A 15,922-nucleotide genomic window follows, 5' to 3' on the forward strand; every position below is an offset into this window, starting at 1 on the left:
CGAGGAGTGAGCCGGGTTTGCGAGCCCCGCAGTCGCGAACGAAGGGGGCGTAGCGGTGAGCAAGACGGTGGTCCACGTGCTGCGGCACGGCGAGGTGCACAACCCGGAGGGCATCCTCTACGGCCGGCTGCCCGGCTTCCGGCTCTCCGAGCTCGGCGTGCAGATGGCCAAGGCCGCCGCGCAGGGGCTCGCCGAGCGGGAGGTCGTGCACGTGGTGGCCAGCCCGCTGGAGCGCGCCCAGCAGACGGCGGAGCCGATCGCCGCGCAGTTCGGGCTGCCGGTCGGCGTGGACGAGCGGCTCATCGAGAGCGCCAACTGGTTCGAGGGCAAGAAGGTCTCGCCCGGCGACGGCTCGTTCCGCGACCCGCGCAACTGGTGGGTGCTGCGGGACCCGGTCACCCCGTCCTGGGGCGAGGCCTACCGCGCGATCGCGGAGCGGATGTTCGCCGCCCTGCACGCCGCCCGGGTGGCCGCCGAGGGGCGCGAGGCCGTGCTCGTCTCGCACCAGCTCCCCATCTGGACGCTGCGCCGCCACGTCGAGCGCAAGCGGCTCTGGCACGACCCGCGCCGGCGTCAGTGCGGGCTGGCCAGCCTCACCTCCTTCCACTTCGACGGCGCCAAGGTGGTCGGCATCGGTTACTCCGAGCCGGCCGCGCACCTGATCGCGATGTCGACGACCGCCCGGACGGCCAAGGGGGCCTGATGAACGCCCGGAGGTGGACCGCGGGTCTGCTCGCCGCCGTCACGACGGTGGCACTGGCCGGCTGCTCCTCGAAGAGTCAGGAGGACGCCTGCGGCACCAACTCCGAGGGCGTCATCGAGTGCGCGCCCGACGAGCGCTCCGCGGCCCCGAAGATCTCCGGCGAGCTGCTCACCGGCGGCAGCTACGACGCGGCGAAGGACCGCGGCCAGGTCGTCGTGGTCAACTTCTGGGGCTCGTGGTGCAACCCGTGCCGGGCCGAGGCGGACGACCTGGAGAACACCTACCAGGCCACCAAGGGCTCCGGGGTTACCTTCCTGGGCGTCAACATCCAGGACAGCCGGGACAAGGCGATCGCCTTCGAGGAGCGGTTCGGGGTGACCTACCCGAGCCTGTTCGATCCGCCCAGCCGGGTCGCGCTCGCCCTGGACATCCCGCCGAACACCATCCCGGCCACCATCGTGCTCGACCGGGACGGCCGGATCGCCGCCGTCATCCGCGCGGCCGTGAGGCAGGAGGGCCTCCAGCCCATCGTCGAGCGGATCGCGGCCGAGCAGCCCGCCCCCAACGGTTCCCGCTGATGGGCGAGACGTTCCGGGAACTCGCCCAGTCCGGTCCGCTGCTGCTCGCCATCGGCGCGGCCGCGCTCGCCGGCCTGGTCAGCTTCCTCTCCCCGTGCGTGCTCCCGCTGGTGCCGGGCTACCTGTCGTACGTCACCGGCCTCGCCGGGGCGGATCTGGAGGGCCGGCGGCCCGCGCCGTCGCCCACGGAGCCCACGGGTGGTGGCGGGGTGGCGGTGCGGGAGCGCACCGCGCCGGCCGCCGCCGCCGTGAAGGGCCGGGTGCTGGCCGGCACGCTGCTGTTCATCGCCGGCTTCACCGTCGTCTTCACCGCCACCGCGATCCTCTTCGCCGGCGTCGGCCGGGTCTTCTTCGAGTACGAGCGCACGCTGGAGATCGTCATCGGCGCGCTGATCGTCGTGCTCGGCCTGAGCTACGTCGGGGTGGTCCCCGGGCTGCAGCGGGAGTTCCGGATCCACCGGCTGCCCGCCGCCGGGCTGCTCGGCGCTCCGGTGTTCGGCGCGGTCTTCGCGCTCAGCTGGGTGCCCTGCGTCGGCCCGACGCTCGGCGCGGTGCTCGGCATGGCCGCCGTCGAGGGGCAGACCGACCGCGCCGTGGTGCTGGCCGTGGCGTACTGCCTGGGGCTGGGGATACCCTTCGTCGTCTTCGGGTTGGGCTTCCAGCGCCTGCTCGGGGTCTTCCGCGCCGTCCGGCGCCACAGCCGCTGGATCACCCGGGTCGGCGGCGCCCTGCTGATCCTGATCGGCCTCGCGCTGGTCACCGGCGGGTGGACGAATTTCGTGATCTGGTTGCAGACCACCGTCGGGGTGGGCGAGGTGAGCATCTGATGACCGTCGTGGACGAGCGGCCGGCGACGCCGGCCGAGGCGCCCCGGCGTCGCCCCAACCGGCTGCTGGCCCTGCTGCGCAACTCGTGGCGGCAGCTCACCAGCATGCGTACGGCGCTGGTGCTGCTGTTCCTGCTCGCGATCGCCGCCATCCCCGGCTCGGTGCTGCCGCAGCGCGGGGTCAACCCGGAGGACGTGCGGGACTACTTCACCGCGCACCCCGACCTGGCCCCGGTGCTGGACCGGATCGGCGCCTTCGAGGCGTTCGGCTCGGTCTGGTTCTCCGCGATCTACCTGCTGCTGTTCACCTCGCTGATCGGCTGCATCACCCCCCGGCTGCGCGACCACGTCCGGGCGCTGCGGTCGAAGCCGCCGGCCGCCCCGAAGCGGCTGGACCGGCTGCCGCAGCACGCGGTGCTGCCCGCCCCCGAGGGCGGCGCGGCGGCGATCGCCGAGGCGCTGCGCCGACGGCGCTGGCGCGTGGTGGTCCGTGGCGACGAGGTCTCCGCCGAGAAGGGCTACCTCAAGGAGACCGGCAACCTGCTCTTCCACACCACGATGGTGGTCGTGCTGGTCGGCGTCGCGCTCGGCTCCTGGTACGGCTGGAGCGGCAACAAGCTGCTGGTCGCCGGCAAGGACAACGCGTTCTGCAACACCCGCCAGCAGTACGCCGAGAGCAAGATCGGCCCCCGCGTCGGCAGTGAGGACCTGGCCGACTTCTGCGTCCAGCTCGACGACTTCGAGGCCCGGTTCCTGGAGACCGGCCAGCCGGAGTCCTTCAACGCCAAGGTGACCGTCGACGAGGACGGCGGCGAGCCGCGGCAGGCGGAGTTCTCGGTCAACTCCCCGCTGCGCCTCGACGGCGCGAACGTCTACCTGCTCGGCCACGGCTACGCCCCGGTGATCCGCTACACCGACCGGTTCGGCCGCAGCCAGACCAGCGCCGTGCCGTTCCTGACCACCGGCGACATCGGGCTGACCAGCGAGGGGCTGGCGGCCTTCCCGGACGCCAACGTCGACCCGGCCACCGGCAACCGGGACCCGAACCTCCAGATGGCCTTCTCGGGTCTCTACCTGCCGACCGCGCCGGCTTCGGCGCCGTTCGCGCGCTCCGAGTACCCGACCGAGCGCAACCCGGCGCTGAACCTCGTCGCCTACCGGGGCAACCTGGGGCTGGACGCGGGCATCCCCGGCTCGATCTACGAGCTGGACCAGCGGCAGGTGCGGGCCGGCAAGGTGAAGGAGGTCGGCACGAAGCTGCTCCGCAAGGGCGAGACCTGGACGCTGGACGACGGCAGCACGGTCGAGTTCCTGGACAGCCTGCCGTACATCACCCTGTCGGTCCGGTACGACCCGGGCTCCACGCTGCTGCTGGTCAGCTCCGGGGTGCTGCTGGTCGGGCTGATGGGCTCGCTGTTCGGCCGGCGCCGCCGGGTCTTCTTCCGGGTGCTGCCGACCGACCCCGCGGGTGGATCTCCGACGGGCGGTAGTAGTTTGGTCGAGGCCGGTGGCCTGCCGCGCACCGACCATCCAGGGTTCGCCGACGAGTTCGCGCAGCTCGTCGCCGCGGTCAGCGGTGACGGGGGGCCGGGTGGGCGGGCCGGTGTCGATCGCGCCGGCGACGAGCGGGCCGGATCGCGAGAAGGAGCCGAGTGATGTCCGCACTCTCCGACCAGCTGGTGTCGTTCGCGATCCTGGCGTACCTGGTCGCGATGATCAGCCACGCCGTCGAGTACGCGCTCGGCAACGCCCGCGCCCGCGTCGCGGCGCCCGCCCGCGAACTGGTCGGGGCCGGCGTCGGCGCGGCCGGCGGCGGCAGCGTCCCGCCCGAGCCGGTGGCGAGCGGCCCGACCGCCGCCGAGCGCACCGCGCACCGGGCCCGGCTGGCCGGCCGGATCGCGGTGGGCCTCACCGCGCTCGGCGCGCTGCTGCACCTCGGGGCACTGGTCGCCCGTGGTGTCGCCGCCGACCGGATGCCCTGGGGCAACATGTACGAGTTCGTGCTCACGGTCTCGTGGATCGGCGCCACCGCCTGGCTGGTGGTGCTCTGGAAGCTGCCGATGCTGCGTCGCCTGGGGCTGTTCCTCACCCTGGTGATGGTGCTGCTGCTGGCGACCGCCGAGCTGGTGCTCTACGTGCCGATCGTGCCGCTGGTGCCGGCGCTCAACTCGTACTGGTTCGTCATCCACGTCTCGACGGTCATCTTCGCCTCCGGCATCCTCCTGCTCGGCGCGGTCCCCGCGGTGGCGTTCCTGATGCGCTCCGGCTACGAGCAGGGCAGGCGGAGCTTCCCGTACACCCTGGCGAAGCGGGTGCCGGCGGCGGCCGCCCTGGAGCGGCTGACCTTCGTGCTGCACGCCTTCGCGTTTCCGATCTTCACCTTCGCGGTGATCGCCGGGGCGATCTGGGCCGAGGCGGCCTGGGGCCGGCCGTGGGGCTGGGACCCGAAGGAGACCTGGTCGTTCATCTCCTGGGTGATCTACGCCGGCTACCTGCACGCCCGGGCCACCCCGAGCGTGAAGCGGAACGTGGCCACCTGGCTGGCCGTGGTCGGCTTCCTCACCATGCTGATGAACCTGTTCGGGGTGAACATCTTCTTCGAGGGCCTGCACTCCTACGGCGGCCTCGACTGATTCCTCCACCGCCGCAGTTTGTAGAACTACACTTCTAAGAACTGTAGTTCTACAATCTGGGGTGCTGGTGGGGCTCGTCAAGCCGGCGGACATCTTCGACCGCGACATCGAATGGGCCGAGTTGGCCCGGTTCGCCACCGACGCACGGCCGGGAGCCACCCTCGGGGTGGTCAGTGGGCGCCGTCGACAGGGCAAGACCCTGCTCCTCTACGAACTGGCCAGGGCCACCGACGGTTTCTACTTCGGCGCCACCGAGGCGACTCCTGTCGAGTCGCTGCGGCGACTCGGCGAGGCGCTCGGGCGGCACACCGGCGCTCCCGGCCCGGTGCACCTGGCTGACTGGCCAAGCGCCGTCGATGCCCTGCTGGCGCTGGGGCGGGACCGGCCGGTGACGGTGGTTCTCGACGAGTTTCCCTACCTGGCCCGGTCCAGCCGCGACCTGCCGTCCATCCTTCAGCACGCGTTGACCCCCGGCCGTCCCGAACGCACCGGGTCGCGGACCCGACTGCTGCTGTGCGGGTCGGCGCTCTCGTTCATGGGTGGGCTGCTGGCCGGTTCGGCGCCACTGCGCGGTCGGGCCGGGCTGGAACTCCCCGTCGCCCCGCTGGACTATCGAGCCGCTGCGGCGTTCTGGGGGATCACCGAGCCGTCGCTGGCCGCCCGGGTGTTCGCCATCGTCGGCGGTACGCCTGCCTACCGACGGGAGTACGTCCAGGATGATGTCCCCGACGGTCCGGACGACTTCGACGACTGGGTGGCCCGCGCCGTGTTGAATCCGGCCCGGCCGCTCTTCCGGGAAGCGCGTTACCTCCTTGCGGAAGACCCGGACCTGCGGGACGTCGCCCTCTATCACTCGGTGCTCGCAGCCGTGGCCGAGGGCAACGCCACCCGTGGCGGCATCGCCGGCTTCATCGGACGTAAGGCGACTGATCTGCAGCACCCCCTCACCGTGCTGGAGGACGCCGGGCTGCTGCTCCGCGACCCGGACCCGCTGCGCAGTGGCCGGAGCCGTTACCGGATAGCCGAGCCGTTGATCAACTTCTACCAGGCGGTCATGCGACCGGCCTGGACCGCCCTTGAGCAGCGACGGGGTCCGGACGTCTGGCGCCGCTCCCAGCGCCGGTACACCAGCGCCGTCCTCGGGCCCGGCTTCGAGGAGACCATCCGACAGTGGGCGATGCGGTTCGCCGCTCCGGAGACGTTCGGAGGTGTCGTCGCCGACGCAAGCGCGGCGGTCCTCACCGATCCGTCCAGCCGGACCAGCCACGAGTTGGACCTGGTCGCGCTGGGGGAGCCGCCGCTCGGCGACGGCCCACGCCCCCTGCTCGCCATCGGTGAGGTCAAGTGGGGTCGTGTGCTGGGCCGGCCTGACCTGGACCGACTGGAACGGGGCCGCGAACTGCTCCGCGCGCGTCCCCATTTCGACGCCTCCGACAGTCGGTTGCTGCTGGCCAGCGGTGCGGGTTTCACCGACGACCTGTGCCATATCGCCCAGCGCCGGTCGGATGTGATCCTGGTCGATCCGGCCCGGCTCTACGCCGGCGACTGACGGTCGCTCGACGAGCGGGCCGGCGGGTCGACGCCGGGCCGGCGTCGGTGGTCGCTTCTCGCCGGTGACCGGTCGGGTCAGCCGCCGAACCAGCCGGGCACGTCGAGGCGGAACAGGTTGGCCGGGGCGACCGCCCGCAGGTCGTCCTCCATCGCGGCGACCCGTTCCGGGCCGAGGGTGTCGGCCCACCGCTGCCGGAGCTGGTCGAAGACCACCGCCGAGCGGCGCAGGCCGTCCAGGCCGCGCGGGGTCATCCGGACCAGCTTGCGCCGGGCGTCGCGCGGGTCGTCGGCGCGTTCCAGGTAGCCGAGCGCGACGAGTCGGTCGACCGTCTTGCCGGCCGCCTGCTTGGAGATGCCGAGCCGCTGGCCCAGCTCGGTGGCGGTGGTGCCCTCGCCGCCGACAGCCTGGAGCACGAAGCCGTGCAGTGGGCGCAGCTCCGGGTGCCCCTGCCGGGCCAGCTCCGCGTGCAGGTCGTCGATGAGCGTACGGAAGCCGGCGAGCAGCAGCAGGGGCAGCAGGAAGCCGGGTCGATCGGGGTCAGTTGCCATGTTCGACAACCACGTTTACCATTTGGACAACCACGTTGACGATCGTACGTCACCGCCGGTGCCGTTCCGCCCTGCCGCGCCCGGCGACGCCTGTTGCTCCCGACGAAAGGTCACCCCGTGCCCGTCTTCACGCCCCACACCCCCGAGACCGCCCCCGCCGCCGCGCGCCCGACCATCGAGGCGGTACGCCACAAGCTCGGCCACCTGCCCGCCGCGGTCGGCCTCATGGCCGAGTCCCCGGAACTGCTCAAGGGGTTCCTCACCGTCAACGGCATCTTCGAGGGCTGCGCGCTCGACCCGGTCGAGCGGGAGGTGGTCGTGCTGACCGTCGCCACCCGCAACGAGTGCCACCTCTGCGTGGCCATGCACACCGCCACGCTGACCCGGCACGGCGCCGCGCCCGGGCTGATCGAGGCGCTGCGCGCCGGCACGCCGCTGCCCGACGACCGGCTGGAGGCGCTGCGGCGCTTCACCCTCGCGGTGCTCGACCACCGGGGCGCGGTGCCCGAGGAGGGGACCCGCGCCTTCCTGGCGGCCGGCTACCAGCCCCGACACGCCCTGGACGTGGTGCTCGGCGTGGGGACGTACACCATCTCCACCTTCGCCAACCGGCTCACCGGCGCGCCGCTCGACCCACCCGTGGCCGCGTACGCCTGGCAGCCCGCCGGCTGACGGAACGCCCGGTCAGCGTTCGGCGGCGACCCGGTCGAGCCATTCGCCGACCAGCGCGTCGAACAGGCCGGGCTGCTCGACGTTCAACGCTGCGGACCTGCGACGCGGCATGCCGGCTCCCCTTCACGCTCCTGCACCGACCACGCATGCTGCCGCCCGGCACCGACGGATCCGTCCCCGCCGGGTGGTCGGTGTGGCGGAACGCACACGGGGCAGTCGACATCACCCGACCCGGCTGGGGTGGCCGGGGTGCCGGTGCGGGAGACTGGCAGGCATGGCGGCTCGTGGCTTCCCGTACACCGATCTCAAGGACTTCCTCGCGGCGTTGGAGCGCGCGGGCGAGCTGCGGCGGGTGAGCGTCCCCGTCGATCCCACCCTGGAGATCAGCGAGATCGTCACCCGGACGGTCCGCGCGGACGGCCCCGCGTTGCTCTTCGAGCGGCCGGCCCGGGGCGAGATGCCGGTGGCGATCAACCTCTTCGCCACCGAGAAGCGGATGGCGATGGCGCTCGGCGTCGAGTCGCTGGACGAGATCGGCGCCCGGATCGGCGCGCTGGCCAAGCCGGAGCTGCCGGTCGGCTGGTCCGGCATCCGGGAGGGCCTCGGCAAGGTCATGCAGCTCAAGTCGGTGCCGCCCCGGAAGGTGAAGACCGCCCCCTGCCAGCAGGTGGTCTACCGCGGCGACGACGTCGACCTGAACCGGCTGCCCGGCCTCCAGGTGTGGCCCGGCGACGGCGGGATCTTCCACAACTTCGGGCTGACCCACACCAAGCACCCCGAGACCGGCAAGCGCAACCTCGGCCTCTACCGGCTCCAGCAGCACAGCCGCAACACCCTCGGCATGCACTGGCAGATCCACAAGGACTCCACCGCCCACCACGCGGTCGCCGAGCGGCTCGGCCAGCGCCTGCCCGTCGCGATCGCGATCGGCTGCGACCCGGTGATCTCGTACGCGGCCTCCGCGCCGCTGCCCGGCGACATCGACGAATACCTGTTCGCGGGCTTCCTGCGCGGCGAGCGGGTGGAGATGGTCGACTGCCTGACCGTGCCGTTGCAGGTGCCGGCGCACGCCCAGGTGGTGCTGGAGGGCTACCTGGAGCCCGGTGAGCGGCTGCCCGAGGGCCCGTTCGGCGACCACACCGGCTACTACACCCCCGTCGAGCCGTTCCCGGTGCTGCACGTCGAGGCGATGACGATGCAGCGCGAGCCGGTCTACCACTCGATCGTGACCTCGAAGCCGCCGCAGGAGGACCACGGCCTGGGCAAGGCCACCGAGCGGATCTTCCAGCCGCTGCTGAAGCTGCTGATCCCGGACATCGTCGACTACGACCTGCCGGCCGCCGGGGTCTTCCACAACTGCGCGATCGTGTCGATCCGTAAGCGCTACCCGAAGCACGCCCAGAAGGTGATGAACGCGATCTGGGGCGCGCACCTGATGTCGCTGACCAAGCTCATCGTGATCGTCGACGAGGACTGCGACGTGCACGACTACAACGAGGTGGCGTTCCGCGCCTTCGGCAACGTCGACTACGCCCGCGACCTGCTGCTCACCGAGGGCCCGGTGGACCACCTGGACCACTCGTCGTACCAGCAGTTCTGGGGCGGCAAGGCGGGCGTCGACGCGACCCGCAAGCTGCCCGCCGAGGGCTACACCCGGGGCTGGCCGGAGGAGATGACGATGGCCCCCGAGGTCGTCTCCCTGGTCGACAAGCGCTGGAAGGAGTACGGCATCTGATGGCCGCCAGCCCTGACCCCCGCGATCTTGCAGTTTCGGCCCCCGATTCGCCCGGTTCCTCCGCCTCTGCCGGGGCGGCAAGTGCAAGATCGCGGGGGAAGGTGCGGGCCTTCCTCGACCTCGTGGCGATCGAGCACTCCGTGTTCGCACTGCCGTTCGCGTACCTGTCGGCGTTGACCGCCATGCAGGTTCACGGGGGGCGGGTGCGGTGGGGGGACCTGCTCCTGATCACCGTGGCGATGGTGGACGCGCGGACGTTCGCCATGGCAGCCAACCGGATCCTGGACCGGCGGATCGACGCGCGGAACCCGCGTACCGCCTCCCGGGAGCTGGTCACCGGGGCGGTCAGTGTGCGGACGGCCTGGACCGGCGCGGCGGTCGCGCTCGTGGTCTTCCTCGCCGCCGCCGCCCTGCTCAACCCGCTCTGTCTGGTGCTCGCGCCGCTCGCCGTGGTGCCGCTGGTGGTCTACCCGTACGGCAAGCGGTTCACCAACTGGCCGCACGCCATCCTGGGGGTCGCCCAGGCGGTGGGCCCGGTCGGCGCGTGGCTGGGGGTCACCGGCACCCTCGACGGCTCGTGGCCCGCCTGGCTGCTCGGCGCGGCCGTCGGGCTCTGGATCGGCGGCTTCGACCTCATCTACGCCTGCCAGGACTCCGAGATCGACCGGGAGATCGGGGTGCACAGCGTGCCCGCCCGGTACGGCCGGCGCTTCGCCCTGCACGCCTCGACCGCGGCGCACGTGGTGACCTTCGCGCTCTTCATCTGGTTCGGCGCGCTGGTCGGCTTCGGCTGGCCCTGGTGGATCGGGCTGGCGCTGACCGCGCTCGCGTTCGGCTACCAGCACGTGGTCGTCACCCCGACCGACCTGAGCAAGGTCAATCGGGCCTTCTTCACCGCCAACGGCTTCGTCGGCATCGCGCTGTTCGTCTTCGCCCTGCTCGACCTGGTGATCCGCCTCGACCTGCGCCCCTGACCGCGCCGGCCGCAGCGCCCCTCGTGGACGGGCGCGCCGGAGGGCGGCGCCGGGGTGTGGTCGGCGCAGGGCGGCGAGGGTCAGCGGCGGGGGGCGGGCTCGGGGCGGGAGCCCGGGTAGCGATCGCTCTCCAGCGTCCAGTCGACGGTCGCCCGGACGGCGTTCGCCACCCCGTCGAGGTGGTCGGTGACCGCCTCGTCCAGCGCCGGCCCGAACGACGGCACCGCCGCCCGCAGCTCGACGAAGCGCCGCATCGACGCCCGCCAGCGCTCGGCGGTCAGCGCGACCGCGGTCTCCACCGGCACCCCGTGCTCGGCGGCGGTCGCCAGCACCAGGTTGTGCCCGCCCGAGGTGGCCCGGTCGCGCTCCAGCGAGGCCAGGTCGTTGTACCAGGAGACCAGGTCGTTTCCGGTGGCGGCGACCTGGCGCAGCAGCGGGTGGTGGTGCACCGCGTCGGGCAGCGGACGCCCGGTGACGAACTCCACCAGCGGGTACGACACGTACGTGGCGGAGGTGGCGCGTCGCAGCTCGACGTACTCGTCGACGCCGGGGTGGCGTCCGGCCGACTTGTTGACCGCCTCCCGCCACGTGCCGTCGAGGTGGTCGGCGACTGCCTCGGCGAAGCGCAGCCGCCAGCGGGCCGGCATCCGGCGGCGCGGCTCCCGCCACGCGCGCACCAGCAGCCGCCGCAGCGGCCCGGTGAGTCCGGCGTGCCGGATCCGGGGGCCCTCACGCAGCAGGGTCAGCGTGCCGGCGCCCAGCGCCCGGATCTCGTCCGTGCCGAGCCGGCCCGGCCCGTCGCACGCGTCGTCGACCAGGAAGAACCAGGTGAACAGCGCGGCCAGCACGCGCAGGTCGGGCTCCGTGGCGTCCGGATAGAGGCGGCCGGCGTACCGGGCGACGCCGGCGTGGGCCAGCCGTTGCGGTGTCCCGTCGTCGGCCGGCAGGCCGAGGCCCGGCAGCAGGTCGTCGGTCAGCCAGCCCTGCACCCGGTCGGCGTGCGGCGAGAGCCGGGGCGGGATGGGGCACTCCGACCGTAGCGACCAGAGGATCTCGTCGGTCATCACCGATTCCTCCCGCATGCGATCTGCGTCCGGCGCGAATCGTCCCGGCAGCATGTCAGGTCGCCGGGATGCCCGCGATCCCGGCCGACATCGCGCTCGTCGGGGACAAACCACCCCGCAGGCGGGCATCCCGGGCGGGCGCCGGTCCGGGGGTGCCCGACGGTGCCGGCGAGCGACCAGGCAGGCTGGTGGCATGCGGGAACCATGGGTGGTCGGGGTCTCCGGGGCGTCCGGAACGCCGTACGCGGCGGCCGTCGTGCGGGCGCTGATCGACGCCGGGGAGCCGGTGGACCTGATCGTCTCCCGGGCCGCCCGGCTGACGGTCCTGGACGAGACCGGCCGCCCGTTCCGGGACGCGCACTGGGCGGAGGACCTGGCCACCTGGCTGGGCCGGGACCTCGCGGGCGCCGACGTGCGGCACTGGCCCGCCGGCGACCTGGCGGCCGGCCCGAGCAGCGGCTCCTACCCGGTACGCGGGATGGCGGTGGTCCCGGCGAGTACGGCGGCCTGCGCCGGCATCGCCATCGGGCTCTCCAAGGACCTGCTCCAGCGCGCCGCCGAGGTGAACCTCAAGGAGCGCCGGCCGGTGGTGGTGGTGCCCCGGGAGACGCCGGTGACCCGCAGCCACCTGGAGCACCTGATCGCCCTGCACGACGCCGGGGCGGTGGTGCTGCCGGCCAGCCCCGGCTTCTACGGTGCGGGGGCGGCGGCCTCCGCCCAGCAGCTCGTCGACTTCGTCGCCGGCAAGGTGCTGGACGCCCTCGGCGTACCGCACGACCTGTTCCGCCGCTGGTCTGGTGAGTTGGGTGCGGCGCGGGACTGAGCCCGGCCGGGTTCACAGGGCCGCGGACCGGAATCGGTGTCCGGTCCGCGCGCCGATCCGCACCGGTCAGTACATTCCCGCGTTGGCCGGGCCCGGGCCGGTCGAGGCGGCCGGGCCCGCGTTGCGCGGTTTGCCGACGTCCTCCGCCTCGTCCAACATGCCCTCACCCTCAAGCAGGGCCCGCACCTCGGATTCCCGAAACCGGCGGTGCCCGCCTGGAGTCCGGATGCTGCCTATCCGGCCCGCCGCCGCCCATCGCGTCACAGTCTTCGGGTCAACCCGAAACAGTGCGGCAACTTCACCCGGTGTCAGCAGGCGATCTCCAGTGTCCACAGCCCCCTCCTCGCGTCGACGAAGCCCCCGGCTGAACACACTGCCCCCGGCCGGTGCGAGCCCAGAGCCGTCATGAGGGACGTATGGCAATTACAGCACCAGCGACCTGGCCTGTCCGCCAAACGCGAAAAACGCACTGAGTGGGAAGTTAGGAAATATTACCTGCGGACGACTCCCTTGACTGCGAGTTTGCGAACGACTACACCCTGTCATGTTCAACGCGCTCCGAATGCCCGACGTTACGCCCGGACCGCTAGGGTCTACAGTCCGTGGACGCCATCGACCTGAGCCTCGTGGAACTGCTGCGCGGCAACGCCCGCCTGTCCTACGCCGAGCTGGCCCGGCAGGTGGGCCTCTCCGCCCCGGCCGTGCACGAACGGGTCGGCAAGCTGGAGTCCGGCGGCGTGATCCGGGCGTACCGGGCGGAGGTGGAGCCCGAGTCGATCGGCCTCGCCGTCACCGCGCTCATCGGGATCATCGAGGACTCGGGCGCCGACACCGACGACGTGCTCGAGGCGTTCCGGCAGATGCCCGAGATCGAATCCTGCTACTTCATGGCCGGCGTCGAGTCGTTCCTGCTCAAGGCCAGGGTCGGCACCATCGCGGAGCTGGAGCGGCTGATCGTGCGGCTGAACCGGACCCCCGGCGTCGCCTCCACCCGGACCGGCATCGCCCTCTCCACGAAGTGGGAGAACCGCCCGCAGCCCCCGGTGGCGCCCACCACCTGACCGCCGCGGCGCGGGGCACGCCTGGTCCACCGGGCCGTCCCGCCGGCTCTGGCGTCCCGCCGTGGGCGGCGATAGCGTGCGCCGATGACGAAGCCCGTCCCCGGGGCGGCCGTGGTCACCGGTGCCGCCGGCGGCCTCGGCCGGGCCATCGCCGCCGCCCTGCACGCCGACGGCTGGCCGGTGCTCCTCACCGACCTCGACGCCGGGGCGGTGGCCGACGCCGCCGCGCCGCTCGGCGGCTGGTCCCGCCCGCTGGACGTCCGCGACGAGGCCGCCTGCGCCGCCGTCGCCGCCGAGGCGGCCGGCCGGGGCGGGCTCGGCCTCTGGGTGAACAACGCCGGCATCCTCGTCACCGGCCCGTCCTGGGAGCACGACGCGGCGACCCGCCGCCGGGTGGTCGAGGTGAACACCCTCGGTGCGATGAACGGCACCCTCGCCGCGCTGGCCGTCATGCGGGCGCAGGGGCACGGGCACGTGGTCAACGTCGTCTCGCTGGCCGGGCTGGTGGCCACCCCCGGCGAGACCGTCTACGCGGCCAGCAAGCACGCCCTGGTGGCCTTCAGCATCGGCACCCTCGCCGACCTGCGGCTGGCCGGGCACCGGGGCGTACACGTGTCGTGCCTCTGCCCGGACGGGATCTGGACGCCGATGCTGCACGACAGGCTCGACGACCCGGGCGCCGCGGCCTCCTTCACCGGGACGCTGCTGCACCCCGAGCGGGTGGCCCGCCGGGCCGCGCGCCTGGCCCGCCGACCCCGCCCGGTGGTCAGCGTGCCGCGCTGGCGCGGCGCGCAGGTCCGGCTGCTCGACGCGCTGCCCGGCCCGGCCGTGCGGCTCGCCCCGCTGATCCTCGCGGCCGGCCGGGCGGGTCAGCGCCGCCAGCGCCGCCGGGCCGGAGCCGAGCCGCGCTGAGCGGGCTTGCTAGGTTTCGGACGTGACTCATCTCGACCGGTGCGACGAGGCCAGCCGGCGCTGGGTGACCGATGCGATCGCCACCGTCGAGGCGGACGCCAACCGGTCCGCCGACACCCACCTGCTGCCGTTCCCGCTGCCCAGGGCCTGGGGGATCGACCTCTACCTGAAGGACGAGTCGGTGCACCCCACCGGCTCCCTCAAGCACCGGCTGGCCCGCTCGCTCTTCCTCTACGGGCTGTGCAACGGCTGGATCGGGCCGGGCACCACGATCGTCGAGGCGTCCTCCGGCTCGACGGCGGTCTCGGAGGCGTACTTCGCGCGGATGCTGGGGCTGCCGTTCATCGCGGTGATGCCGGCCTCCACCTCGCCGGAGAAGATCGCCCAGATCGAGTTCCAGGGCGGCCGCTGCCACCTCGTCGACGACCCGGCCAAGGTGGTCGTCGAGGCCCGCTGGCTGGCGGAGGACTCGGGCGGGCGCTTCATGGACCAGTTCACCTTCGCCGAGCGGGCCACCGACTGGCGGGGCAACAACAACATCGCCGAGTCGATCTACGCGCAGCTCGCCCTGGAACGGCACCCCGTGCCGACGTGGATCGTGGTGGGCGCCGGCACCGGCGGCACCAGCGCCACCATCGGCCGGTACGCCCGCTACCGGCGGCTGGCCACCAAGCTCTGCGTGGTCGACCCGGAGAACTCCGCGTTCTATCCCGCCTGGCAGGCGGCCGACTGGTCGGTCCGCACCGGGCGCGGCTCGCGGATCGAGGGGATCGGCCGGCCGACCGTGGAGGCGTCGTTCCTGCCCTCGGTGGTGGACCGGATGGTCCAGGTGCCCGACGCCGCCTCGCTGGCCGCCATGCGGGCCGGCTCGGCCGTGCTCGGCCGCCGGGTGGGCGGCTCGACCGGCACGAACCTGTGGGGTGCCTTCGGGCTGATCGCGGAGATGCTCGCCGAGGGCCGCACCGGCTCGGTGGTCACCCTGATCTGCGACGCCGGCGACCGCTACGCCGACACCTACTACGCCGACGACTGGGTGGCCGCCCAGGGGCTCGACCTGGACCCGCACCTGGCGACGATCGAGCGCTTCCTCGCCGACGGCGCCTGGCCGGCCTGACCCACGGCGGCACGTCCGGCTGGTCGACCCCGGCACGGGGCCGGGCGGTCAGCGCGGGTCGACGCGCTCGGCCAACCCCGGGTAGCGCACCACGTAGCCGTCGGCGTCGAGGTCGATGTCGGCGGTGAACGTGTCGCTGGTGAAGCGGACCCGGCCGGGGCCGAGCGGCGTGTAGACCTGCTCGGCGGGCACCACCATCAGGCTGGGCACCAGCACCCAGGCGACGGCGACCCGGTGCGGCGTGTCGGCCGGCGCGCGGGGCAACCCGAGACGGTGCACCGGCAGGGCGTTGAACAGCGGCGAACCGCCGAGGTCGACGTCCAGCGCCTCGGCCAGCCGGTCCGGGTCGTCCGTGCCGGGCAGCCCGGCGGGCGGATGGCCGGCGGCCCGCAGCGCCGCGTCCAGGTCGCCCTGCTCGCCGGTGGTCACCCGCCACCGGTCGCCAGCCCGTTCCAGGCGTACGCTCCGCAGCCACCCGGAGCCCTCCACCTCGACCTCGGCCCGGGCGGTCACCCACTCCGGGTCGGTGGTGAGCTGGTAGCGACAGGTGTAGGGGACCGGGTCGACGGCCGTGAGCGTGCCCCGAGCGGTCAGCCCCCGGCCGTCGTCGAACAGCGCGTGCTCCGTGCCGGCGGTGTCCGTCCGGGTCCAGATGAGCGACTTCGGCATGGTCGGCATGAGCCGGACGTTACGCGACGCGACCGACACCGGCAGCGGATGCGGAAAC

Annotated in this window: 17 protein-coding genes; 13 read left to right on the forward strand and 4 right to left on the reverse strand. The window is 73.0% G+C overall.

Annotated features, from left to right (window positions below):
- Positions 1 to 55 precede the first annotated feature (55 nt).
- From AB0G14_RS19340 to AB0G14_RS19365, 6 genes are all read left to right on the forward strand, one after another.
- Entirely contained in the window at positions 56 to 703 is a 648-nt protein-coding gene (locus tag AB0G14_RS19340; RefSeq protein WP_357699156.1) for a histidine phosphatase family protein, read from the forward strand.
- On the forward strand, positions 703 to 1,281 hold the full coding sequence (locus tag AB0G14_RS19345) for a TlpA disulfide reductase family protein (protein WP_357699158.1): 579 nt from the start codon (positions 703 to 705) through the stop codon (positions 1,279 to 1,281). Before AB0G14_RS19340 ends, AB0G14_RS19345 begins: the two co-directional genes overlap by 1 nt.
- On the forward strand, positions 1,281 to 2,108 hold the full coding sequence (locus AB0G14_RS19350) for a cytochrome c biogenesis protein CcdA (RefSeq protein ID WP_357699160.1): 828 nt from the start codon (positions 1,281 to 1,283) through the stop codon (positions 2,106 to 2,108). The genes AB0G14_RS19345 and AB0G14_RS19350 overlap by 1 nt, the downstream gene beginning before the upstream one ends.
- Complete coding sequence (locus AB0G14_RS19355; protein ID WP_357699162.1) at positions 2,108 to 3,763, forward strand: cytochrome c biogenesis protein ResB; 1,656 nt, start codon at positions 2,108 to 2,110, stop codon at positions 3,761 to 3,763. The genes AB0G14_RS19350 and AB0G14_RS19355 overlap by 1 nt, the downstream gene beginning before the upstream one ends.
- Positions 3,763 to 4,740, forward strand: coding sequence for a c-type cytochrome biogenesis protein CcsB (gene ccsB, locus AB0G14_RS19360; RefSeq protein WP_357699164.1), 978 nt, complete (start codon positions 3,763 to 3,765; stop codon positions 4,738 to 4,740). Before AB0G14_RS19355 ends, ccsB begins: the two co-directional genes overlap by 1 nt.
- Before the next feature lie 61 nt (positions 4,741 to 4,801).
- On the forward strand, positions 4,802 to 6,289 hold the full coding sequence (locus AB0G14_RS19365; protein ID WP_357699166.1) for an ATP-binding protein: 1,488 nt from the start codon (positions 4,802 to 4,804) through the stop codon (positions 6,287 to 6,289).
- A gap of 77 nt (positions 6,290 to 6,366) precedes the next feature.
- Here AB0G14_RS19365 and AB0G14_RS19370 read toward each other — a convergent pair whose 3' ends face one another.
- Complete coding sequence (locus tag AB0G14_RS19370; RefSeq protein ID WP_357699168.1) at positions 6,367 to 6,840, reverse strand: MarR family transcriptional regulator; 474 nt, start codon at positions 6,838 to 6,840, stop codon at positions 6,367 to 6,369.
- 117 nt (positions 6,841 to 6,957) lie between these two features.
- Here AB0G14_RS19370 and AB0G14_RS19375 point away from each other — a divergent pair, with 117 nt between their 5' ends.
- The 3 genes from AB0G14_RS19375 to mqnP all read left to right on the forward strand — a co-directional run bounded on the left by AB0G14_RS19375 (position 6,958) and on the right by mqnP (position 10,221).
- Entirely contained in the window at positions 6,958 to 7,512 is a 555-nt protein-coding gene (locus AB0G14_RS19375) for a carboxymuconolactone decarboxylase family protein (RefSeq protein WP_357699170.1), read from the forward strand.
- A gap of 274 nt (positions 7,513 to 7,786) precedes the next feature.
- Entirely contained in the window at positions 7,787 to 9,247 is a 1,461-nt protein-coding gene (locus tag AB0G14_RS19380; RefSeq protein ID WP_357699172.1) for a menaquinone biosynthesis decarboxylase, read from the forward strand.
- Positions 9,247 to 10,221: a menaquinone biosynthesis prenyltransferase MqnP gene (gene mqnP / locus AB0G14_RS19385; RefSeq protein WP_357699174.1), complete on the forward strand. Its 975-nt coding sequence runs from the start codon at positions 9,247 to 9,249 to the stop codon at positions 10,219 to 10,221. Before AB0G14_RS19380 ends, mqnP begins: the two co-directional genes overlap by 1 nt.
- Positions 10,222 to 10,301: 80 nt before the next feature.
- On the opposite strand, the gene AB0G14_RS19390 is transcribed toward mqnP, so the two are convergent.
- The gene (locus AB0G14_RS19390) at positions 10,302 to 11,285 is read right to left on the reverse strand and encodes a terpene synthase (RefSeq protein WP_357699176.1); all 984 of its coding nucleotides are present in this window, start codon (positions 11,283 to 11,285) and stop codon (positions 10,302 to 10,304) included.
- 193 nt (positions 11,286 to 11,478) lie between these two features.
- On the opposite strand from AB0G14_RS19390, the gene AB0G14_RS19395 reads away from it, so the two are divergent.
- Positions 11,479 to 12,108: a UbiX family flavin prenyltransferase gene (locus AB0G14_RS19395; RefSeq protein WP_357699178.1), complete on the forward strand. Its 630-nt coding sequence runs from the start codon at positions 11,479 to 11,481 to the stop codon at positions 12,106 to 12,108.
- A gap of 66 nt (positions 12,109 to 12,174) precedes the next feature.
- On the opposite strand, the gene AB0G14_RS19400 is transcribed toward AB0G14_RS19395, so the two are convergent.
- Entirely contained in the window at positions 12,175 to 12,441 is a 267-nt protein-coding gene (locus AB0G14_RS19400) for a BldC family transcriptional regulator (protein ID WP_089002465.1), read from the reverse strand.
- A gap of 269 nt (positions 12,442 to 12,710) precedes the next feature.
- Here AB0G14_RS19400 and AB0G14_RS19405 point away from each other — a divergent pair, with 269 nt between their 5' ends.
- From AB0G14_RS19405 to AB0G14_RS19415, 3 genes are all read left to right on the forward strand, one after another.
- Entirely contained in the window at positions 12,711 to 13,169 is a 459-nt protein-coding gene (locus AB0G14_RS19405; RefSeq protein ID WP_357464482.1) for an Lrp/AsnC family transcriptional regulator, read from the forward strand.
- An 84-nt stretch (positions 13,170 to 13,253) separates the two neighbouring features.
- Complete coding sequence (locus tag AB0G14_RS19410; protein ID WP_357699181.1) at positions 13,254 to 14,081, forward strand: SDR family oxidoreductase; 828 nt, start codon at positions 13,254 to 13,256, stop codon at positions 14,079 to 14,081.
- Between the two features lie 22 nt (positions 14,082 to 14,103).
- Complete coding sequence (locus AB0G14_RS19415) at positions 14,104 to 15,195, forward strand: PLP-dependent cysteine synthase family protein (protein WP_357699183.1); 1,092 nt, start codon at positions 14,104 to 14,106, stop codon at positions 15,193 to 15,195.
- Positions 15,196 to 15,243: 48 nt separating this feature from the next.
- On the opposite strand, the gene AB0G14_RS19420 is transcribed toward AB0G14_RS19415, so the two are convergent.
- A complete protein-coding gene (locus AB0G14_RS19420) occupies positions 15,244 to 15,864 on the reverse strand; it encodes a putative glycolipid-binding domain-containing protein (RefSeq protein WP_357699219.1) in 621 nt (206 codons plus the stop codon).
- Positions 15,865 to 15,922 lie beyond the last annotated feature (58 nt).

The sequence above is a fragment of the Micromonospora sp. NPDC023814 genome (assembly GCF_040639595.1).
Classification (GTDB): Bacteria; Actinomycetota; Actinomycetes; order Mycobacteriales; family Micromonosporaceae; genus Micromonospora.